Origin of the sequence: Pseudomonas sp. NFPP24, assembly GCF_900112095.1 — a bacterium.
GTDB classification, from domain to species: domain Bacteria; phylum Pseudomonadota; class Gammaproteobacteria; order Pseudomonadales; family Pseudomonadaceae; genus Aquipseudomonas; species Aquipseudomonas extremorientalis.
Map to the genome: position 1 here is coordinate 207276 of NZ_FOKD01000002.1, position 21133 is coordinate 228408.

The following is a 21133-nucleotide window of genomic DNA, read 5'->3' on the forward strand; positions in this document are numbered from 1 at the left end:
GTGTCCTGCCGGCTACTTAGCTTTGTCTTCACGGCCGCGCAGTACCCGGTTGGGCATTGCGACAGCGGCCGCGAGCCCCAGCAGCGACACCGCTGCGCTCACCATCAACAAATGCCGGAAGGTCACCGCCAGTTCCCCGCGCAGGGCGTCCTGCGCCGGGCCGGGGGCTGCGTTGAGGCCGTCGAGCAGCACGTTGCCGGAACTGCCCTCGGCCACCAGCGCACCGCTGGCCAGGTGGGCGAAGCTGGAGTCCTGCAACAGCGCCAGCAACAGCGCCGACATGCACGCCACCCCTACCGCCCCGCCCAGGGAACGGAACAGGTTGGTGGTGCTGGTGGCGACGCCGATGTCGCGTTGTTCCACCGAGTTCTGCGTGCCCACCAGCGAAGTGGGGAATTGCATGCCGGCCGCAATCCCGCACAGCAACATGAACATCGCCGTCAGCCCCACCGCCTGGGGCGCGCTCAAGGCCATGCCAAGAATCGCAAAGGGGCTCAGCAAGGCGCCACTGAGGATCATCGGTTTATAGCGGCCGGTCACCGAGGTCATGCGCCCGGCAAAATAGGCGCCCATCGGCAAGCCCATCGCCAGGGGCAGCAGGTGCAGGGCCGCGCTGTCAGCGCCTGAGCCGGTCACCGTCTGATAGCGCAGCGGCATCAGCACCGTCAGGGAAATCGCCTGGAAGCTGGTGAAGAAAATCGTGCACCAGCACAACACCGCGCTGCGGTTGGCGAACAGATGCATCGGCAACAACGGCTCCCGGGCGCGCCGTTCATGCCAGACAAACACCGTTAACGCCACTAGCGCACACGCCAGCAAGCCGAGCACCTGATCGTCGCGCCAATGATGGCCCTGACCGATTTCGGTAATGCCCAGCAACAACGCGGTCAGGCCGATGATCATCAGCAACGTGCCGAGGTAATCGATGATCGGCTTGCGCTGCGGCACCGGCAGCCCCACCAGCGTGCGATGGGCCACGTACCAGGCGCCGGCGCCCAATGGCAGGTTGATCAGGAATACCCAGCGCCACGACAGGTACTCGGTCATGTAGCCGCCGAGCACCGGCCCGGCCACGCTGGCCACCGCGTACATGCTGCTGAAATAGCCCTGGTAGCGCCCGCGTTCGCGGGGCGGGATGATGTCGCCGATGATCGCCTGGCTCACCGAGATCATGCCGCCCGCGCCGATGCCCTGGAGGATCCGCGCCAGCACCAGTTGCTCCATGCTTTGCGCCATGCCGCAGAACAGCGAGGCCAGGGTAAACAGGCCCATGCCGATCAGCATCATCGGCCGCCGCCCGTACAGGTCGCCCAGCTTGCCGTAGATCGGCACCGCCACGGTCATCGCCACCATGTAGCCGGAGATGACCCAGGCCAGCAGGTTGACGTCATGGAATCGGGCGGAGATCGCGGGCATGGACACGGCGACAATCGTCTGGTCCAAGGCCCCCAGGAAGATCGCCATCATCAGTGAGGCGAGGATGCTGCGCACGGCGGGCAGCGGCGGAACGGGCTGATTGAGGTGCGTCACGGCAAGACCTTCGAGCAGGGCCCGCGGGAAAAGGCGGCCCACGGGAATGCTCGATACGATAGCAGGCTATTCGATAGCTTCGTAAGGAAGCCCGACGTAATTTTCGGCGATGGTCTTGCGCCCGGCCTCGGAGTGGATGAAGTAATCGAGTTCACTCTCGGCGATGCGCTGGCTGAAGCCATCCGCCTCGGGAAACTGATGCAGCATCGAGGTCATCCACCAGGAAAACCGCTCGGCCTTCCACACCCGCCGCAGGCAGATGGCGGAATAACGCTCCAGCAAATCCACCCGTCCTTCACCGTAGACCTTCAGCAGAATCCGATAGAGGGTGCTCACGTCACTGGCCGCCAGGTTCAAGCCCTTGGCCCCGGTGGGCGGCACGATATGCGCGGCATCGCCGAGCAGGAACAGACGCCCGTACTGCATCGGCTCCACCACAAAGCTGCGCAGCGGCGCGATGCTCTTCTCGATCGACGGACCGCTCACCAGGTCGGCTGCGAGGTGGCTGGGCAGACGGGTTTTCAGTTCGTCCCAGAAGCGCGCATCGGACCATTCATCAAGCGGCTCTTGCACCGGCACTTGCAGGTAATAACGGCTGCGCGTCGGCGATCGCATGCTGCACAAGGCGAAGCCACGCGGATGTTTGGCGTACACCAGTTCAGGGTGAACCGGCGGCGTATCGGCGAGGATACCGAGCCAGCCGAAAGGGTAGACCCGCTCGAAGACGTTCAGTGATTCAGCCGGGATCGATTGGCGCGCAACACCGTGGTAACCATCGCAACCGGCGATATAGCCGCACTCCAGGCGAAAGGCTTCGCCCTGATGTTCGAAAGTCAGCCAGGGTCGATCACTTTTGAGGTCGTGCGGTTGCACGTCATGGGCTTCATACAGGGTGATGGCGCCCGCGGCAGCACGGGCGGCCATCAGGTCGCGGGTGACTTCGGTCTGGCCGTAGATCATGACCGTCTGGCCGCCGGTCAGCGCCTTGAGGTCGATGTGGGTCAGCTGGCCATTGAGCGCCAGCTCGAAGCCCTCATGCACCAGGCCTTCGTTGTCCATGCGCTGGCTGACGCCCGCCTGCCGCAGCAGGTCGACCATGCCTTGTTCCAGCACCCCGGCACGGATGCGGCCTTGTACGTAATCGGCGCTCTGGCGCTCCAGGATCAGACTCTGGATACCGGCGTTGTGCAGCAGTTGGCCGAGCAACAGTCCGGAGGGACCGGCGCCAATAATGGCGACTTGGGTTTTCAGCGTTTTCATTATTTTTATGGTCCGCAAGTTCCACTCGAACGGATTGAGTGAAAGAGTTGTCATTGGTCTTGTTGCTGACATTTTTCACTTGAGTGGCCGGCATAAGAAGGTGAAAACTGAGCCAAAGCCTGCGCTTTTTGCCAATTGGGGCGATTACCGCACCACTCTCCTGAGTATCGGATTGAAACCATGATCAAAACCGCGATTCCGGTCTTCAAGCTTTACGGGGAAAACCAGCAATGGCCAACCCCCGATTTGTTGCACTGCGAAACCATTTCCCGGCGCAGTCGGGAATACCAGTGGGAAATCCAGCCCCACCGGCACGCGGATCTGTGCCAGTTGCTGTATGTGCACAAAGGTCAGGCACAATTGGAAATCGAAGGGCAGCGCACCACGCTGAACGAAGCGACGCTGCAAGTCCTGCCGCCGCTGTGTGTGCACGGTTTTCGGTTTCCCGAGGATGTCGAAGGCTACGTGGTGACACTCGCGGCGCCGCTGGTCAGCCACCTGCAGACACAACTGGGGGCGACGGTGGATGGTTTGCAGTCCCTGGGCAGTTACCCGGCGGGCAAGGACAGTGATTACCTGAACAGCCAGTTCGCCCGCTTGCAGGATGAATACGCCGACGCACAACCGGCCAGGGACATGATGATGCACGCGCTGGTCAGCGTGCTGCTGGTGTGGATCAGCCGCCAGGCCATCCAGAAGCGCCACCCACGGGCGCCGAGGGGGCGTGAATACTTCCGCCGCTTCACCCAACTGGTCGAGCAGCATTACCGCGAACACCCGAAGATCGAGGATCTGGCCCACAAGCTGGGCATCTCGGTGTCACACCTCAACGGCACATGCCGGGAACTGGGTGGGCAGCCTGCGCTGCAGATCATGCACGACCGCCAATTGCTGGAAGCCAAGCGCCTGCTGACCTACACCAGCATGACCATCAATGAAATGTCGGAAGTGCTGGGTTTTTCCGACCCGACCAACTTCTCGCGGCTGTTCCGCCGACGGGTCGGGTTCTCACCCAAGGCGTTTCGCGAGCAACTCAAGGCTCAACAGCCGATTACCTGAGCGCACTGAAACTGCCGGTATGCGGCACGCATTGATCCTGATGGCAGCTGATCGCAAAAGTCGGCTGCATGCGGGTCAGTTCAACACGGTAGGCAGCGGTCCCGTAAAGCGCGCTGGCGATGGCGCACAGGGTGACAATCATCAGGTACTTTCTGGTTTTAATGCTCATGGCACAGACCTCTGCGGATCTAAACGGTGCTGTTTAAAGCATAGGTCAACCAGGGCGAGTTGCCATTATCGGGCGACATTCAACAGGTTTATGTCGCCCTACAGACCGACGTCCCACGCAGGCTCCTCCGGGAACCTCAGCACCAGAAAATCCAACAGGCTGCGCAGCGCCGATGGCATGTGCTTGCGCGAGGCGTACACCGCGTAGATGTTCATCTGCCGGGGCTCGGCGTCGGGCAGCAGGCGCACCAGTTCGCCACGGCGGATGTAATCGCCGGCCTGGTAAGTAGGCAGCATCGACACGCCGGCCCCGGCCAGCGTCACGCGCAACAAGGTGCTGGCCTCGTTGGACGTGATGTTGCCGGTGATGGGCACCGAGACGTGCTCGCCCCGCTCTTCGAAATGCCACAGGCTCTTGCCGAAATAGGAATGGGTGAGGCAGTTGTGCCCGGCCAGGTCTTCGACTTTCTGCGGGGCTGGATGCTCCAGCAGATACGCCGGCGAGGCGCACACCACCGAGCGACACAGGGTCAGGCGGCGCGCAATGAGATTGGGGTCCAGGTCGTTACTGGTGCGGATGGCCAGGTCGATGCGCTCATCCACCAGGTTCACCGTGCGGTCGAGCATTTGCAGATCGACGGTTACCAACGGGTAACGCTTGACGTACTCGGCGATGGCTGCGGCCAATTGCGCCTGGCCGAACGAGGTGCTGACGCTCAGGCGCAGCAGGCCACGGGGCGCGTCATCCGGCTCGCTGACGGCGGCTTGCATATCGCAGCACAGGTCCAGCAATTGTCGGCAGCGCGGCAAGGTTTCGCCGCCGGCCGCCGTAAGGCTGAGCTTGCGCGTGGTGCGGTGCAGCAGGCGTGCGCCGACCCAGTCTTCCAGCTCGGCCAGGTAGCGCGACACCACCGGGCGCGACAGGTCCAGATGATCGGCGGCGGCGGACTGGCTGCCCAGGTCCACCACGGTGACAAACACGCGCATTGCTTGGAGACGGTCCATGATTTGCCCGATTTCAGAAACAAACTATGTCCCAGCATCGCATTTTTAGTCTGGTTTTGTGCAACTAAGCTCTGTGCATCCTTTACCGATGCTGGAGCTGCCCGATGTTCTCCCCCCTCAAGCGCCTGACCCTGGCCACCGCCGCCCTGGCCTTCGCCGCCCACGCGGCCGCCGCCGAGCTGAAGCTGGACGTGTACAACCCTGGCGACGCCGCGATCTTCCCGGTCACCTCGGTGCTGGTGAGCGGCGCCAAGGATGCGATCCTGGTCGACGCCCAGTTCGGCAAAGGCCAGGCCGAACAACTGGTGCAGAAGATCCGCGCCAGCGGCAAACACCTGACCACCATCTACATCAGCCACGGCGACCCGGACTACTACTTCGGCCTCGACACCCTCACCACCGCCTTCCCCGACGCCAAGGTGCTGGCGCCGCAACCGGTGGTCGATCACATCAAGGCCACCGTCGCCGGCAAGCTTGAGTTCTGGGGCCCGAAAATGGGTGCGGACAAGCCGGCCAAAACTATCGTGCCGCAGGTCCTCGAAGGCCACAGCTTGAGCCTGGAAGGCCAGCAACTGGAGGTAATCGGCCTGGACGGCCCACAGCCGGATCGCAGTTTTGTGTGGATCCCTTCGATCAAGGCCGTGGTCGGTGGCGTGGTCGTCGCCGAAAACATTCATGTGTGGATGGCCGACACCCAGAGCGCGCAGTCCCACAAAGACTGGCTGGCCACCCTACAACGCATTGAAGACCTGCAACCGCGCACCGTGATCCCGGGCCATTACCTGGGTACGCCATCTGTTCAATCCGTGAAATTTACCGCCGACTACATCAAGGCCTTCGACGCCGAAACCGCCAAGGCCAAGGATTCCGCGGCCCTGATCGCGGCCATGAAACAGCGTTACCCGACCCTCGCCGACGAAAGCTCGCTGGAACTCAGCGCCAAAGTCGCCAAGGGCGAAATGAAGTGGTGAACCGTTTCAAACCTTAACCGTACTGGAGAACGTCATGAGCAAGATCGCAATCATTGGGGCCACCGGCCGTGCCGGTAGCCAACTGCTGGAAGAAGCCCTGCGTCGCGGGCATAGCATTGTGGCCATTGCACGTAACACCGACACGCTGGCGGCGCGCCCTGGCGTCACCGTCAAGCAGGTTGATGCCCTGGACGCAGAGGCCCTGCAACAGGCCATCAGCGGCAGTGACGTGGTGATCAGCGCCGCGCACTTCGCCACTCTACCGGCCAGCGCCGTGATCGGGCCGGTAAAGAAAGCCGGGGTGAAACGCCTGCTGGTGGTGGGCGGTGCCGGTTCGCTGTTGTTGCCGGGTGGCGGTCGGGTGATCGACAGCGCAGGTTTCCCGGCTGAGTACAAAGCCGAAGCCAGTGCAGGTGCCGCGTTTCTCGACACGCTGCGTCAGGAAAAGGAACTGGACTGGACGTTCCTGTCGCCTTCGGCGGAGTTCGTCGAGACCGAGCGCACCGGTCAATTCCGCGTGGGCCAGGACGATCTGCTGGTGAGCAGTGAAGGTCGCAGCTGGATCAGCTTTGCCGACTACGCCATCGCCTTGATCGACGAAGTCGAAACACCCAAGCACCCGCGCCAGCGTTTCACTGTCGGCTACTAGCATGTGGGAGGGGGCTTGCCCCCGATACCGGTCGATCAGTCACACCTGTATTGACTGGCACACTGCAATCGGGGGCAAGCCCCCTCCCACATTTGATAGATGAATGTCAGGAGATTTTGGCTTGGGTGACCAACCAATCCATCAACGCTTCAAGCCCCGCCGAAGGCTCGGTGCCCGGTGGATACACCAGGTAATAGCCCATCCCCGTCGGCACCCGCAGCTCAAACGGCGTCGCCAACCGCCCGGCCTTCAAATCGTCGCCAATCAACGCGCGGTCGCCTATCGCCACACCGGAGCCTTGCGACGCCACCGTCATCGCCAAATCCAGCGTCTCAAAATGATGCCCCTGGCTCAGGTTACTCAGTCGCGTCTTCGCCGCTTTCAGCCACAACGCCCAGTCCCGTTCATCCCGCGTGGGGTGCAGCAGCACCTGTTGCTGCAAGTCTGCCGGGCTGTGCAGCACACCGAGCAGCGCGGGCGTGCAGACCGGGGTGAGTTGTTCATCGAACAGATGCCGCGCCTCGGCCGACTGCTCGGCGATGGGCGCATAGATCACCGCCGCATCGAATTGCTCGCGGCGAAAGTCCACGGTGTAGGCCACGGTGGTAGTGAGCGCTACCGGCACATCCGGACGCTCCTTCTGCCACTGCATCAGGCGTGGCAACAACCAGCGCATCACACAGGTGGAGGCCTTGAGTTGCAGGACCTGGCGGCGACTGCCGATCTGCTCCACCGCCTCGCCGATCAGACCGAAGACCTGCTGGGCGCGCAACGACCACTCACGCCCCTCCTCGGTCAGGCTCAAACCCCGCGCCTGGCGTTGGAACAGCGCGTAGCCCAGGTGGCTTTCCAGCCCGGCAACCTGCCGGCTCACGGCACCCTGGGTGATGTGCAGTTGCTCGGCGGCGCGGGTGAAGTTGCAGCATTGGGCCGTGACCCAGAAGGTGTGCAACGCGGACAGCGGCGGGAGGCGTTTCATCGGGGCGCAGCCATGACGTGAGGACATGGCTAGTATGACTTTTTATCGATTGTTGCCGCTACCGGCCAGCCGGTCCAATAACGCCTTATCTCAACAACAAGAGCGACGTTTATGGCGACCTGCGGCGAAGTATTGGTCAACCTCCTGGAAGGCTATGGCGTGGACCAGGTGTTTGGCATCCCCGGCGTGCATACCGTGGAGTTGTATCGCGGCCTGGCCCGTTCCAGCATCCGTCACGTCACCCCGCGCCACGAACAGGGCGCCGGCTTCATGGCCGACGGTTATGCGCGCACCAGCGGCAAGCCCGGCGTGTGCTTCATCATCACCGGCCCCGGCATGACCAATATCACCACCGCCATGGGCCAGGCCTACGCTGACTCGATCCCGATGCTGGTGATCTCCAGCGTACAGTCGCGCAGCCAATTGGGCGGCGGGCGCGGCAAGCTGCATGAGCTGCCGAACCAGGGCGCGATGATCGCCGGCGTGGCGGCGTTCTCCCATACGCTGATGTCGGCGGCCGAGTTGCCCGGCGTGTTGGCGCGTGCCTTTGCGTTGTTCCAGGCCGGACGACCACGCCCGGTGCATATCGAAATCCCGTTGGATGTACTGGTAGAAAACGCCGACGCACTGCTGGGCAGTGAACCGGTCAGCGTGGCGCGCGCCGGTGCCGCGCCATCGGCGATCAAGCAGATGAGCCAGTTGCTCGCAGCGGCCAGGCAGCCCTTGATCCTGGCCGGTGGCGGCGCCATCGATGCAGCCGCAGAACTCACGCAACTGGCCGAAGCCCTCGGCGCGCCGGTGGCCCTGACGATCAATGCCAAGGGCATGCTGCCTGCCAACCATCCGCTGTTGATCGGCTCGACCCAGACCTTGGTCGCCACCCGCGCCTTGGTCGCCGAAGCGGACGTGGTGTTGGCCATCGGCACCGAGCTGGCGGAAACCGACTACGACGTCACCTTCGCCGGCGGCTTCGGGATTCCCGGTGCGTTGCTGCGCATCGACATCGACCCGGACCAGACCGTGCGCAACTATCCGCCGCAGGTTGCCTTGGTGGCCGATGCACAAATCGCCGCCGAAGCGCTGCTGGTCGAGTTGAACAGCAAACCCTTGCCGCCCCGCAATCGCGCGTGGGGCGCTGCGCGTGTGGCACGCTTGTGGGCCGAACTGAACCCCGGCTGGGACGCCGCCACCCGCGCACAAACCCGGTTCCTCGACACCGTCCTGGAGGAGTTGCCCAACGCCGTGCTGGTCGGCGACTCGACCCAACCGGTGTACAGCGGCAACCTCACCCTGAACCTCGACCACCCGCGCCGCTGGTTCAACTCATCCACTGGCTACGGCACCCTGGGCTACGCCCTGCCCGCCGCTATCGGCGCCTGGCTGGGACGCGGCGACGGGCAACCGGTGGTGTGCCTGATCGGCGACGGCGGCCTGCAATTCAGCCTGCCGGAACTGGCCAGCGCTGTGGAGGCGCGCACGCCGATCATCGTGCTGCTGTGGAATAACCAGGGCTATGAAGAGATCAAGAAATACATGGTCAACCGCGCCATCGAGCCGGTGGGTGTGGACATCTATACGCCGGACTTTATCGGCGTAGCCAAGGCGTTGGGCTGTGCCGCTGAAAGCATCCAGGGCATCGCGCATCTGCGGACGGCACTGCGCAGCGCCGCTGATCGCCAAGGGCCGACGCTGATCGAAATCGACCAAGGCCTGTGGATGAAAGAGGTGGCGGTATGAGCGCGGTGTCGAACGGGATCTACATCGACGGCGCGTGGCAAGCCGGCCAAGCCGTACTCGAGGTGATCAACCCGGCCACCGAGGCGGTATTGGCCCGGGTCAGCGTCGGCGATGCGACGGCGGTGACCCGGGCGGTCGACGCCGCCAGCGCGGCATTCAGCGAATGGTCGAAAAGCACCGGCCGTGATCGCGCCGCCCTGCTGCGCAAGATCGCCCAGGGCGTGAGCGAGCAGCGCGAACAGCTGATGCACCTGCAATCGAGCAACAACGGCAAGCCACTGTTTGAAGCCGCAATTGATGTGGACGATGTGATCGCCACGTTCGAGTACTACGCCAGCGTTGCCGAAGAAATGGACGCCGCTCAGGACCAGCCGGTGGCGTTGCCCGGCGATGACTTCAGCGCACGTATGCGCCGCGAGCCCTGCGGCGTGGTGGGGCTGATCGTGCCGTGGAATTTCCCGATGGTGACCACCGCCTGGAAACTCGCCCCGGCCCTGGCCGCCGGTTGCTGCGTGGTGCTCAAGCCCTCGGAAGTCACGCCGTTGGCCGAGTTGCAGTTGGCGCGGATCATCGCCGAGGCAGGCTTGCCCGCTGGCGTGTTCAACCTGGTGTGCGGCACAGGCCTGGATGTCGGCGCGCCGTTGGCGGCGGACCGTCGAGTAGCGAAGATTTCCTTTACCGGCAGTAACGCCGTTGGCGTGCAGGTGATGCAGCGCGCGGCCGAAACCATCAAGGGCGTGAGCCTGGAACTGGGCGGCAAGTCTTCGCTGCTGGTAATGGCGGATGCCGACCTGGACCTGGCGGTGGAACTGGCCTGTGGTGGCGGTTTTTTCAACGCCGGGCAGATGTGTTCAGCCACCAGTCGCGTGTTGGTGGCTGACACGCTTGCCGATGAATTCCTGGTGCGTGTGCAGGCGCGGGCCGAAGCGATTCGCGTGGCGGACCCGTTTGCCGATGACGTGGAAATGGGTGCGCTGATCAACCGTACCCAGTATCAGCGGGTGCTGGGACATATCCAGCGCGCAATCGCGGACGGCGCCCGCTTGCTGTGCGGCGGTGAACGCCCGGCGGACTTGCCCAAGGGCTTTTTCATTCGCCCCACAGTGTTCACCGACGTGCCGCTGGACAGTGCGTTGTGGAACGCAGAGATCTTTGGTCCGGTGCTCTGTGTCCGGCGTTTTACCTGCGAGGCAGAAGCGATCGCCCTGGCCAACGACAGCGACTTCGGCCTGGTGGCGAGTGTGGTCAGCGGCCATGCCGAAACCGCCGAGCGTGTGGCGAATGCCTTGCAGGCCGGGCTGGTGTGGATCAACGCGCCGCAAGTGATCTTCCCGCAGACCGCGTGGGGCGGTTACAAGCAGAGCAGCATCGGCCGCGAGCTGGGACCGTGGGGGCTGGCGGCTTTCCAGGAGATCAAGCATGTGATCCGGTCTATCTAATGTGGGAGGCGCCTGCCCCCTCTCACATTTTGACCAGCGCAATTTTTAGATAGACCTAGCGACTTTCTCATTTGCCCCCTGCTCCCACCCATGGCCTGATTCGCCCTTGATCACTCAAGGGCCTCCCATGGAAACCGTTCACGCAAAACCCACCACCGCCCTCTGGCTGATGACCAGCGTCGTGCTGGTCGCCCTCAACCTGCGTCCGTCGATGGCGGCGGTCGGCCCGTTGTTGTCATCGATTCGCGGCGATGTGTCGCTGAGTTTCAGCAGCGCCGCGTTGCTGACCATGTTGCCGGTGATGGCCATGGGCTTGGCGATGTTCTTCGGCATGGGCCTGGCCAAACGCTTTGGCGAGCACCGCAGCATCGTGGTGTCCCTGCTGGTGATCGGCGTGGCCACGCTGTCGCGGTTGTTCCTCGATTCGGCGCTGGAGTTGATCGTCAGCGCCATCGCGGCCGGGGTGGGGATCGCGATGATCCAGGCGTTGATGCCGGCGCTGATCAAGTCGCGGTTCAGTGACAATGTTGCGCTGTTCATGGGTGTTTACGTCACCGCGATCATGGGCGGCGCAGCACTGGCGGCGTCGTTCTCGCCGTTCGTGCAAGTGCAGACCGGCAGTTGGCGCATCGGCCTGTCAATCTGGGCGGTGTTGGCAGTGCTGGCGTTGGTGTTCTGGTACGCGCAACGCTCGGTACTGCCACCGTTGCCGCAAGCCGGCACAGCTCAACAGGCGTCATTTTTCGGCAATGGCCGGGCCTGGTTGCTGGCGGTGTTTTTCGGCCTGGGTACCGCGTCCTACACCTGCGTACTGGCGTGGCTCGCGCCGTACTACGTGGAGCAAGGCTGGAGCGAGCTGAATGCCGGCCTGCTGCTGGGCTTCTTGACGGCCATGGAAGTGGTGTCCGGCCTGGTCACTCCCGCCATCGCTAACCGCCTCCAGGATAAACGCGGTGTGGTGGCGGTGCTGCTGGTGCTGATCATCCTCGGTTTCTGCGGCCTGATTCTCAGCCCGCACCACCTGAGCCTGTTGTGGCCGTGCCTGCTGGGCCTGGGCATTGGCGGTCTGTTCCCGATGAGCCTGATCCTGTCCCTTGACCATTTGGACAACCCGCGCCGCGCCGGTGGTCTCACCGCCTTTGTGCAGGGTATCGGCTACCTGATCGCCGGGCTGTCGCCGCTGATCGCCGGGATGATCCGCGATCAACTGGGCAGCTTCGAATGGGCCTGGTGGTCGCTGACAGCGGTGATTGGGGTAATGCTGCTGATCGTCACGCGCTTCAACCCCAGGCATTACGCACGACATATCCGCTGACGTCGTATTGCAAACAGTATTTGTCTCAAGCCAAACATAGAAACGCCCTGCAGAGCTTTCTAATGGCACGTTCGTTCCGTTAAGCTTTTGTGCTGTCTTGTACTGAGTTCGGTACAAAGGGTTTACGGACGAAACCGATGCTAAACAGTAACTTGCTCAGAAAGCTCGATATGCAGGACTTGATGGTGTTTATCGCCGTCTACGACCAGAGCAGTGTTACCGAGGTGTCCGAAACGCTGTTTGTCAGCCAGTCCACCGTGAGCTACAGCCTGAAGAAGCTGCGCACCAGCTTTGAAGACGAGTTGTTCATCAACACCCGGGCGGGCATGCGCCCAACGTACAAGGCCACCACCATGTACGGGCATGTGCAGAAGATCCTCGAATGCATCAACCTGTGCCACGCCGGTGGCCAGGCCTTCGACCCGACCCAGAAGGCCGTGACCTTCAACGTGTGCGCGCCGGAATACTTCGAACAGTTGATCCTGCCGCGCCTGTTGAAGCACTTCGACCGTGCCGACCTGCCGGTGATCATCAACGTGCAAAAGCTGGAAACCGACATCCCCGCGGACGACCTGCGCGAAGGCCGCCTCGACCTGGTGATCTGTTTCGGCCCCAACTTCCACCGCGCCCACAAGGACTTGCGTACCCAGATGCTGCTCGAAGACGACCTGGTGTGCGTGTTCGATAAACGCTCGGCGCCACGGGAACCGGCGTTCAGCCTGCAGTCCTTCGTCGAACGGCGCCACGTGTTCCCCACGCCGTGGACCTCCGACACCAACATGATCGACGGCTGGCTGGCGCGCCAGGCCCACAAGCGCCAGGTGATCGCCCGCGCCAACAGCTACAGCGCAGCGTTGAAGATGATCACCGGCACCGACTTCATCGTCACCCTGCCGCGTCGCGTACAAAAGTTGCTGGCGCCCACCACGACGTTCGGCCACTGCGAAGTGCCCAACGGGTTGCCGGGATTCACCCTGGAGATGCAGTGGAACGAAACCAGCGAACAGGACAGTGCCAATACCTGGTTTCGTGAGCAGGTGGTGAAGGTGTGCGCGGATCAGGGTTTGTTGTAAACCTCAGCCGATGGCGACTTTGCTGTAGCAGTCGCGATCCATGTCGACCAGTTGGACGCTGAGTTGAACCTGGATACCCTCCGGCCAATCGCCCATGTCCTGCAGGGCTGCCAGCAGGCTGTCCGACAGCTGTTTCTTGACCTGGGGTGGGCGCCCGCTGAGCAGCGACAGCTTCACCGCGATAAACCCGCGTGCTTCGAGGGAGGTGCCCACCTGGAACGTCTCGACCTTGACCACACGACTTTTGATGTCCAACTCGGAACTGAACTGCCCGGACGCCATCAGCACGTTGTTGAGCCGCAACAGGGTCTTCTCGACAGCAAGGCCCGTCAGGTTGGCGGTGTATTCCAGGTGCAGGTGCGGCATGGATGGCTCCGAGTCTTTGGTAGGAAGATTCCTAGATATACCACGGATAAAAGCATCAGGCTTTGCTGGCCAGCCCTCTGTCGCTCATAAATGCTTCGAGCCGCGAACGTACCCAGCGCTCAGCCGGGTCGGTGTCCACGTGGCTGAGCCAGACCATCGACAAATCCAGGGTTGGCGTTTCGAACGGGAACGGCTCACAGAACAGGTGGCCCGACACTGCCATGGCCTCGGCGGTGTAGTCCGGCAGGCTGGCGATCAGGTCAGTGCCGGCGAGCAAGGCCGGCAGCGCGCTGTATTGCGGCACCGACAGCACCACATGGCGTTTGCGGCCGATCTCCGCCAGCCACTCATCGGCAAACCCCGACACGTTGGCGGTATGGGAAACCAGCACGTGGGGCCGTGAGCAATATTCATCAAGGGTCAGCGGCGTTTCAGACGCATCGGCGCGCAGGATACGCGGACGGATATGGCGCAGCAGCTTACGCTTGGCATTCGCCGGCAGGCCACGGGTCTGGGTGATGCCGACGGTGATATCGCCGGAGGCCAGCAGGTCGGGAATGCGCCAGTAGTCCACATGCTGCACCACGAATACCACTTGCGGCGCTTCCTGGCGCAAGGCGCGCAGCAAGGGCGGCAACAGGCCGAACTCCACGTCATCGGAGAGGCCGATGCGAAAGGTCATGGTGCTGATCGAGGGGTCGAAATCGTGGGTCAGGCTCAAGGCCGATGACAACGAATCCAGGGCCGGCGACAGGTGCTGAATGATCTCCTCGGCCCGCGCGGTGGGCTCCATGCGATGGCCGACGCGAATGAACAGCGGGTCGTTGAACAAGGTACGCAAGCGGTTGAGGGCCGAGCTGATGGTCGGCTGGCCGAGAAACAGCTTCTCCGCCACCCGCGTCACGTTGCGCTCCAGCATCAACGCTTCGAACACCACCATCAGGTTGATGTCGGCTTTGCGTAGTTCATTGCGATTCATCGGCGCCTGCCCTTTTCCCAAGACAAGCCGCAGTTTAGAAAGCCCCGTAGCCGGCGTCTACGTGTAGGACGCTTCGCTGGCCTGCGCACCACGCTCAGGTTCGTGCCCCATGCGCAAGCGCAGGGCCGCCACGGCCGCCACCACCAGCACCAGCGCAATGACTTTCAAGCCGTTCATTGCATTGCCGGTGCTCATCTCGATCGCGCCCATCACCGACGGCCCGACAAAGCCGCCCAACAGCCCGCAGGCGTTGACAAATCCCAGCCCGCCGGCCAGCGCAACGCCCTTGAGGCGCGAAGCCGGGTACAGGAAGATGATCGACTGCACCACAAAGAACATCACCGCCGACAGGCAAAAACCCAGCAGGCTGAACACCGGCCCCGACACCGAGGCAATGCCCAGGCCCAACGCCATGGTCAGCAGGCCGGTGACCAGCAAGCGACGGCAGCGCCCGGGTGTGGTGGCAAAACGCGGAATAAACAATGCCCCGAGTGCCGCCGCGATCCACGGTAATGAAGTCAGCAGGCCGACGTTCATGGTGCTCAGTTCGCCATACTTGCTGATGATGCTCGGCAGGAAAAAGATCACGGTGTAGAGGGTGATCTGGTGACAGAAGTACACGAAAATCGCCAGCAGGATCTGCGGGGTCAGCCAGTTTTTCAACGAGTGACCGTCCTCGCCCGCGCCCTCCTCGACTTCCCGGGCAATGCGCTGCTCGATACCGCGCGCTTCCTCGGCCGACAGCCACGGCGCCTTGCTCGGACGATCCGGCAGTTTGCGCCAGACCACCCAGGCAAACGCCACGGCTGGCAAGCCTTCGAGCAGGAACATCCACTGCCAGCCGTGCCAGCCGAGCAGGCCGTCCATGCGCATCAGGGCCGCACCCACCGGGCCACCGATGATGTTGGCAAAGCACACGCCGAGCAGGAAATACCCGGTGGCCCGCGCCCGTTGCTCACGGTTGAACCAGTAGGTCAGGTACAGCATGACCCCAGGAAACAGCCCCGCTTCGGCGATGCCCAGCAACAGGCGCAACACGTAGAACGAGGTTTCGCCCTGCACAAAGGCCATGGCCGCCGAGATCAGGCCCCAGGTCACCATGATCCGCGCGATCCAGAATCGCGCGCCGACCTTGTGCATTATCAGGTTGCTGGGGATTTCCGACAGCGCATACGTCAGGAAAAACAACCCCGCGCCCAAGCCATAGGCGGCGGCTGAAATGCCCAGATCGACGTCCAGGTGATGCTTGGCCAGGGCGATGTTGGTGCGGTCCAGGAAGCTCAGGATGTAGGCGATGATCAGCAAGGGCATCAGCTTGACGAACATCAGTTTGTTCAACGCCTGCGGTGTGCGGGCGGCGGTGGCGGTAGTCATCGGCAGTTCCTCTTGGCGCCCCGCCAGGCGGGCTGGGGGGCGCATCGGTGTTGTTCTAGGAGTCGAGTTGCAGCGCCAACGCCTGGGGGCGATGGGAAAACAGTTGCAGCAGCGCGCCGCCGAGGGCACAGCCGGCCATCACGAAGAAACACACGGTGTAGCCGTGCAGCGTGGTCCAGCCGCCGCCCATGGCGATCAGGCTGCCCATCAGCACCGGCGCCAGGCCGCCGCCGATAAACATCGCGGTGGTGATGATGCCGTTGGCGGTGGACGTCGCCGACGGCTCGGCCGAGTCGCAGGCCACCGCGTAGTAGATCGGCCACACCGCGTTGGCCACCAGGCCGAACAGCAGTTGCACGACGATGATCAGGGTCAGGGTGTTGGCGAAGTAGAACGCGCCGACACTCGCCGCCATCCACACCCCGCAGATGATCAGGGTGGTGCGTCGGCCGATGATGTCCGACAGCGACGGCCACACCAGTTGCCCGAGGATGCCGGTGAGGGTGAACACCACGCTCATCCCCGCCGACTCGGCCAGTGACAGTCCGGCGATGTTGTAGAGGTAGGCCGGTAACACGATGTTGACGCCCATGTACACCACCTGGGTGAGCATCGTATTGCCCGCCGTGAGGGCGATATTGCGGTTGCGCAAGGTGGCGATGAAAGTGCGCCAGGCCTCGCCCTTCACCGAACTGGCCGGCGCGTTGTCCGGTGGCGTCATGCCCTTGGCGGCGATGTCGACGTACAACGCGGTGATGCGTTCGGCGGTGGAATAACGCGCCCAGAAAATCATCAGCGGCAACGCCACCACGAAGGCGAAGAAGAACACGTAGCGCCAGTTGTCCTCGCCAAACACGGTGATGACGAAACTGGCGACGATACCGCTGAGCATCGCACCAATCGGATAGCCCGTATGGTGCGCACCCAGGGCGAAGCCGCGCCGCTCCACCGGCCACCATTCGGCGGTGTTGCTCACCCCCACCGGCTCACCCCAGCCGGCGCCGAGGTTGACCCCGACGCGCAGGGCAATGAAAGTGGCGAGGTTGCCGCTCAGGGCCTTGAAGCCGGACAGAAACGAGATCGCTGTGTAGCCCAGCACCAGCGGCACCTGGAAACGTGCACGTTTCCAGCCGCCGCCGTAGCGGTCGCTCCACATGGAGCCGGGTATATCCAGCAACGCCAGGGCCAGCATGACCACCGTGGCCACGGTGCCCCATTGGTCGGCGGATAAATCGAAGTGCTTGGAGATGGTCGGCCCCAGGCGCAACACGATCTCACGGTCGTAGGCGTTGAGAATCCAGATCATCCAACAGACCAGCAGCGACACCCAGGAATGCCGGTGAATGCTGCGCAGCGACGCTTTTTTGATAGTTGCCATGGGCCTCTCCAGGCGCGCGAGGGCGCGCACTGACACAAGGTTGCGAAGGAATATGCCTTGTCACACACACGCGCTAGCTGGCGAACCGTCGCTCGGCTATTCCTTGCACGCCCAACCCGGTAATGGCGAACAGCGCTCCGCGCTGCTGGCCGTCCGCCGGAAAACGCGGCAGCGGCGGCTTGGCCATGGAAGTCACAAACAGGGTGTCCAGGTTCGGCCCGCCAAAGGTCAGGCTGGTGACCTTTTTCACCGGCATCTGGATGATGCGGTCGACGTGACCGTCGGGGGTGTAGCGCACCAGTTTCCCGGCGTAGACCAAGGCTTGCCACAGGCAGCCCTCGGCATCCACCGTGCAGCCGTCGGCAGCGCCGCCGCCCGAGGTGTCGACCCTGGCGAAGGTGCGGCGGTTGCTCACATTGCCGGTGGCCAGGTCATAGTCGTAGGCCCAGATCTCGCCGGACCAGGTGTCGCAGAAATAGAAGGTGTCACCGGACGGGCTCCAGCACGGGCCGTTGGACACGATGATGCCTTCGTCCAGGGTGTGCAGGCTCAGGTCGGCGTCCAGGCGGTAAAGCCTGGCGCTGGCGTTGTCCTCCAAGGTGTCCATGGAGCCGAAGATGAAGCGGCCCTGGCGGTCGACCTTGCCGTCGTTGAGGCGGTTATCCGGCAGGTGCGGTTCCGGGTCGATGACCAGGTTGAGCTCACCGCTGTTGAGGTCGAGGGTGTGTACGCCGTTTTGCAGGGCGACAATCGCCGACTCACCGTTATGGCGCAGGGCCATGGAGCCGATTTTCTGGCCGACCTCCCAGGCACGCAGTTCGCGGCCGTCGTCGGTGCAGCGCAGGATGCGGCCGTCGGCGCTGTCGATCCAATACAGGCGTTGTTGTTCGACGTCCCACACCGGGCCTTCGCCCAGGGTGGTCTTGACGTCGACGAGCACTTCGATACGCATGGTGTGATCCCCTTATTGTTGTTGTGCGGGATGCAGGCCGCGCCGTGACGCGGCAGTTGGTCGGGTTAGAAATTGACCTGATCGCGCCCCTTGAGCCCGAGGATTTCCCGCGCTTCATCCGGCGTGGCGACGCGATGGCCGAGCGCCTCGATCACCGTACGGATACGTCGCACCTGGTCGGCGTTGGACGCGGCCAATTTGCCCGGGCCGTCCCACAGCGAATCCTCCAGACCGACACGCGCATTGCTGCCCATGGACAGGCCCATGGTCGCCAGCGGAATCTGCCCACGCCCGGCGCCGAGGATCGACCACACATAGTCGTCGCCAAACAGGCGGTCGGCAGTACGCCGCATATGCGCCAGGTCTTCGGGGTGCCCGCCGATGCCACCACGCAAGCCGAACACTGACTGGATAAACAACGGCGGCTTGAGCAGGCCGCGTTCCAGGAAATGCGCGGCGGTGTACAGGTGGCCGATGTCGTAGCACTCGATCTCGAACCGCGTGCGGTTCTCGGCACAGGAATTGAGGATATGGGTGATGTCACGGAAGGTGTTGCGGAAGATCCGGTCGTCACTTTCTTCCAGGTACGGCCGCTCCCAGTCGTGCTTGAAGTCGGTGAAGCGGTTGAGCATTTCATACAGGCCGAAGTTCATCGAGCCCATGTTCAGCGAGGCCAGTTCCGGCTTGAACTGCATCACCGGTTGCAGGCGTTCTTCCACGCCCATGGTCGGCGCGCCGCCGGTGGTGATGTTGATTACCACGTCGCTGGCGGCCTTGATCTGCGGCAGGAATTCGGCGAACAGCGCCGGGTCCTGGCTTGGGCGGCCATCGTTGGGATCGCGGGCATGCAGGTGGACAATCGCGGCGCCGGCTTCGGCGGCACCGATGGCGGCATCGGCGATTTCCTGCGCAGTGATCGGCAAATGCGGCGACATCGACGGCGTATGAATCGCACCGGTAACGGCGCAGGTGATGATGACAGGACGATTTTTGGGCATGACGACTCTCCGACTTTTATTCTTATGAAAAAAATCCTGGGTGCAGCGCGCTGTGTTCTTGCGTGGCTTACAGGTACTCGACGTTACCGTCGACGCTGATCGCCTGGCCGGTCACGTTGCGTGCGGCGGGCGAACAGAGGAACAACGCCATGGCAGCCACGTCTTCGGCGGTGACCATGCGTTTGAGGGAAATTTTGTTGAGGTATTCCTGGCGCATCTCGGCTTCGGGCACGCCGACCTGCTCGGCACGGGCACGAATCACGCCGTCCATGCGTGGGCCTTCGACAATGCCGGGCAGCAAGGCGTTGACGCGGATATCGCTCTCGCCCAGCTCCGAGGCCAGGGATTTCATCAGGCCGACAATCGCCCATTTGGTCGCCGCGTACGGCGTGCGCCACGCGTAGCCCAGGCGCCCCGCCACCGAGGCGATATGCAGCAGGTGGCCGTGGGACGACGCCTTGAGCATCGGCACCGCATGGTGGGCAAAGCGGTATTGCGCGGTGAGATTGATGTTGATGGTGGCCTGCCACTCGGCGTCGCTGATCGCATCGATGCCGCCGGTAGGCCCGGCGATCCCGGCGTTGTTGACCAGCACATCGAGACCGCCGAAGTGCTCGCGCTGCACCTTGAATACCGCCTCGATCTGCACGGCATCGCTGACGTCGGCGCGGGTGGCGACGGTGCCCGGGTACTTGTCGCGAAACGCGGCCAGGGCCGGCTCGCTGACGTCACACACATGCACCTGGGCACCGGCTTCCAGATACGCCGCCGCCAGCACTTCACCAATGCCGGCAGCCCCGCCGGAAATCAACACACGTAACCCAGGATAGGGCTGCAGCCGCTGTAAGACACTCATGCACGTTTACCTCCTGAAGCAGACGGCCGCGAACGGTCGTTCTTGACGAGCAGGCGCGCCAGGGAATCGGCGGCCTGCATGATGTCATCGGTCACCGCTGCGCGTGCACCGGCGCCATCGCGGGCCGCCAGGGCTTCGACGATGCGCGTGTGCGCCTCCATCGAGCGTTGCAGGTGAGCTTTATCCGGGGCGACCAGCGCAAAGCACGGGCCCATGTGCAGCCAGAAGTTTTCCACGGCGGCCATGGTCAACTCGGCCTGGGCCACGGCGTAGATCCGCCGGTGAAACGCAAAGTTGGTCCACAGGTAGCGCGACACGTCGACTTCGTCGGCGGCGTGCTGCATTTGCTGGCAGAGGTCGGTGATTTCGTCGAGGTCGGCCTTCTGCAGGCGCAGCACGGCTTTTTCCGCCAGCAGCCCTTCGAGGGCGACCCGTGCATCACGAATTTCACGCAGGCGTTCGACCGTCATCAAGCGCACGCGCAGACGAGAGGTTTCGGTGACTTCAAAGGCGTTTTCGGCGCTGAGGCGTTGCAGGGCTTCGCGCACCGGCATCGGGCTGGAACCGAGGGCTTCGGCAAGGCCGCGGATGGTGAGTTTCTGGCCAGGCTGGAAACGGCCACTCATCAGCGCTTCGCGGATCTGGCGGTAGACCTGGTCTTGCAAGGTATCGCGGGACACCTGGCGCAGGGTGGGCAGGAGGAGCGGACCATCTGTCATGAGGCAAAACCTGTGTTGTCGTTCTTATGGCCTCAATATGTGATCACAAATCAAATATGTCAAATAGTTTCCTGATTTTGGGAGTTGCACATACAACTGTGGGAGTGGGCTTGCCCACTCCCACAGTTGCAGCGCATTTAACCTGATATCAGGGTTTTAGCGGACGCTCCTGATCCCGCTCTGAAAGCTCGGTGCCATCATCGGGATGTTTCCAGGTCTGCGGTTTTTCTTCCTCCCGCCGCTGGGGCTGCTCACGTTCCGGCTCGTCGCGCCGTTTCTGTTGATCCGTCATTGCCACCTCCCATCCGTAAGAATTGGTCACATCT

Annotated in this window: 21 protein-coding genes; 7 read left to right on the plus strand and 14 right to left on the minus strand. The window is 63.0% G+C overall.

Annotated features, from left to right (window positions below):
- Positions 1–12 precede the first annotated feature (12 nt).
- Positions 13–1530: an MDR family MFS transporter gene (locus BM026_RS04665; protein WP_092247642.1), complete on the minus strand. Its 1518-nt coding sequence runs from the start codon at positions 1528–1530 to the stop codon at positions 13–15.
- A gap of 66 nt (positions 1531–1596) precedes the next feature.
- Positions 1597–2781 (minus strand): 4-hydroxybenzoate 3-monooxygenase, encoded by a 1185-nt coding sequence (gene pobA / locus BM026_RS04670; protein ID WP_175507934.1) that lies wholly within the window; start codon positions 2779–2781, stop codon positions 1597–1599.
- 189 nt (positions 2782–2970) lie between these two features.
- Here pobA and BM026_RS04675 point away from each other — a divergent pair, with 189 nt between their 5' ends.
- Entirely contained in the window at positions 2971–3849 is an 879-nt protein-coding gene (locus BM026_RS04675; RefSeq protein WP_093512050.1) for a helix-turn-helix domain-containing protein, read from the plus strand.
- Here BM026_RS04675 and BM026_RS29140 read toward each other — a convergent pair.
- Entirely contained in the window at positions 3842–4018 is a 177-nt protein-coding gene (locus BM026_RS29140) for a hypothetical protein (protein ID WP_165447907.1), read from the minus strand. The genes BM026_RS04675 and BM026_RS29140 overlap by 8 nt on opposite strands.
- A 98-nt stretch (positions 4019–4116) precedes the next feature.
- Positions 4117–5022 (minus strand): LysR family transcriptional regulator, encoded by a 906-nt coding sequence (locus BM026_RS04680; RefSeq protein ID WP_093126098.1) that lies wholly within the window; start codon positions 5020–5022, stop codon positions 4117–4119.
- 104 nt (positions 5023–5126) lie between these two features.
- On the opposite strand from BM026_RS04680, the gene BM026_RS04685 reads away from it, so the two are divergent.
- A complete protein-coding gene (locus tag BM026_RS04685) occupies positions 5127–5993 on the plus strand; it encodes an MBL fold metallo-hydrolase (protein WP_093126095.1) in 867 nt (288 codons plus the stop codon).
- A 34-nt stretch (positions 5994–6027) separates the two neighbouring features.
- On the plus strand, positions 6028–6642 hold the full coding sequence (locus BM026_RS04690; RefSeq protein ID WP_093527550.1) for an NAD(P)-dependent oxidoreductase: 615 nt from the start codon (positions 6028–6030) through the stop codon (positions 6640–6642).
- Positions 6643–6748: 106 nt separating this feature from the next.
- Here the strand turns inward: BM026_RS04690 and BM026_RS04695 are convergent, their stop codons facing one another.
- Positions 6749–7621: a LysR substrate-binding domain-containing protein gene (locus tag BM026_RS04695; protein ID WP_092247273.1), complete on the minus strand. Its 873-nt coding sequence runs from the start codon at positions 7619–7621 to the stop codon at positions 6749–6751.
- 111 nt (positions 7622–7732) lie between these two features.
- Between BM026_RS04695 and BM026_RS04700 the strand changes: the two genes are divergently transcribed.
- The 4 genes from BM026_RS04700 to BM026_RS04715 all read left to right on the plus strand — a co-directional run bounded on the left by BM026_RS04700 (position 7733) and on the right by BM026_RS04715 (position 13185).
- The gene (locus BM026_RS04700; RefSeq protein ID WP_093126091.1) at positions 7733–9358 is read left to right on the plus strand and encodes a 5-guanidino-2-oxopentanoate decarboxylase; all 1626 of its coding nucleotides are present in this window, start codon (positions 7733–7735) and stop codon (positions 9356–9358) included.
- Positions 9355–10797 carry an aldehyde dehydrogenase family protein gene (locus tag BM026_RS04705; RefSeq protein ID WP_093527552.1) on the plus strand — a complete coding sequence of 481 codons (1443 nt, stop codon included), beginning with the start codon at positions 9355–9357 and terminating at the stop codon, positions 10795–10797. Before BM026_RS04700 ends, BM026_RS04705 begins: the two co-directional genes overlap by 4 nt.
- Positions 10798–10924: 127 nt before the next feature.
- Positions 10925–12112 (plus strand): cyanate transporter, encoded by a 1188-nt coding sequence (locus BM026_RS04710; RefSeq protein ID WP_093527554.1) that lies wholly within the window; start codon positions 10925–10927, stop codon positions 12110–12112.
- A 137-nt stretch (positions 12113–12249) separates the two neighbouring features.
- Positions 12250–13185, plus strand: coding sequence for a LysR family transcriptional regulator (locus tag BM026_RS04715; protein WP_093527556.1), 936 nt, complete (start codon positions 12250–12252; stop codon positions 13183–13185).
- A 3-nt stretch (positions 13186–13188) separates the two neighbouring features.
- Here BM026_RS04715 and BM026_RS04720 read toward each other — a convergent pair whose 3' ends face one another.
- From BM026_RS04720 to BM026_RS29145, 9 genes are all read right to left on the minus strand, one after another.
- Positions 13189–13551 carry a 5-carboxymethyl-2-hydroxymuconate Delta-isomerase gene (locus tag BM026_RS04720; RefSeq protein ID WP_092247261.1) on the minus strand — a complete coding sequence of 121 codons (363 nt, stop codon included), beginning with the start codon at positions 13549–13551 and terminating at the stop codon, positions 13189–13191.
- A gap of 55 nt (positions 13552–13606) precedes the next feature.
- Complete coding sequence (locus BM026_RS04725) at positions 13607–14530, minus strand: LysR substrate-binding domain-containing protein (protein WP_071488956.1); 924 nt, start codon at positions 14528–14530, stop codon at positions 13607–13609.
- A gap of 57 nt (positions 14531–14587) precedes the next feature.
- On the minus strand, positions 14588–15904 hold the full coding sequence (locus BM026_RS04730) for an MFS transporter (RefSeq protein ID WP_092247639.1): 1317 nt from the start codon (positions 15902–15904) through the stop codon (positions 14588–14590).
- A 55-nt stretch (positions 15905–15959) separates the two neighbouring features.
- Positions 15960–17282, minus strand: a complete 1323-nt coding sequence (locus BM026_RS04735) for an MFS transporter (protein WP_093527558.1) — start codon at positions 17280–17282, stop codon at positions 15960–15962.
- Between the two features lie 73 nt (positions 17283–17355).
- Positions 17356–18234 carry an SMP-30/gluconolactonase/LRE family protein gene (locus tag BM026_RS04740; RefSeq protein ID WP_092247255.1) on the minus strand — a complete coding sequence of 293 codons (879 nt, stop codon included), beginning with the start codon at positions 18232–18234 and terminating at the stop codon, positions 17356–17358.
- Positions 18235–18299: 65 nt separating this feature from the next.
- A complete protein-coding gene (locus BM026_RS04745) occupies positions 18300–19232 on the minus strand; it encodes a 3,5-dioxohexanoate:acetyl-CoA acetone transferase (RefSeq protein WP_071488953.1) in 933 nt (310 codons plus the stop codon).
- A 67-nt stretch (positions 19233–19299) separates the two neighbouring features.
- Complete coding sequence (locus BM026_RS04750; RefSeq protein ID WP_071488952.1) at positions 19300–20088, minus strand: SDR family oxidoreductase; 789 nt, start codon at positions 20086–20088, stop codon at positions 19300–19302.
- Positions 20085–20807 carry a GntR family transcriptional regulator gene (locus BM026_RS04755; protein ID WP_092247252.1) on the minus strand — a complete coding sequence of 241 codons (723 nt, stop codon included), beginning with the start codon at positions 20805–20807 and terminating at the stop codon, positions 20085–20087. Before BM026_RS04755 ends, BM026_RS04750 begins: the two co-directional genes overlap by 4 nt.
- Positions 20808–20955: 148 nt before the next feature.
- Positions 20956–21099, minus strand: coding sequence for a hypothetical protein (locus BM026_RS29145; protein ID WP_165447906.1), 144 nt, complete (start codon positions 21097–21099; stop codon positions 20956–20958).
- Positions 21100–21133: the final 34 nt, after the last annotated feature.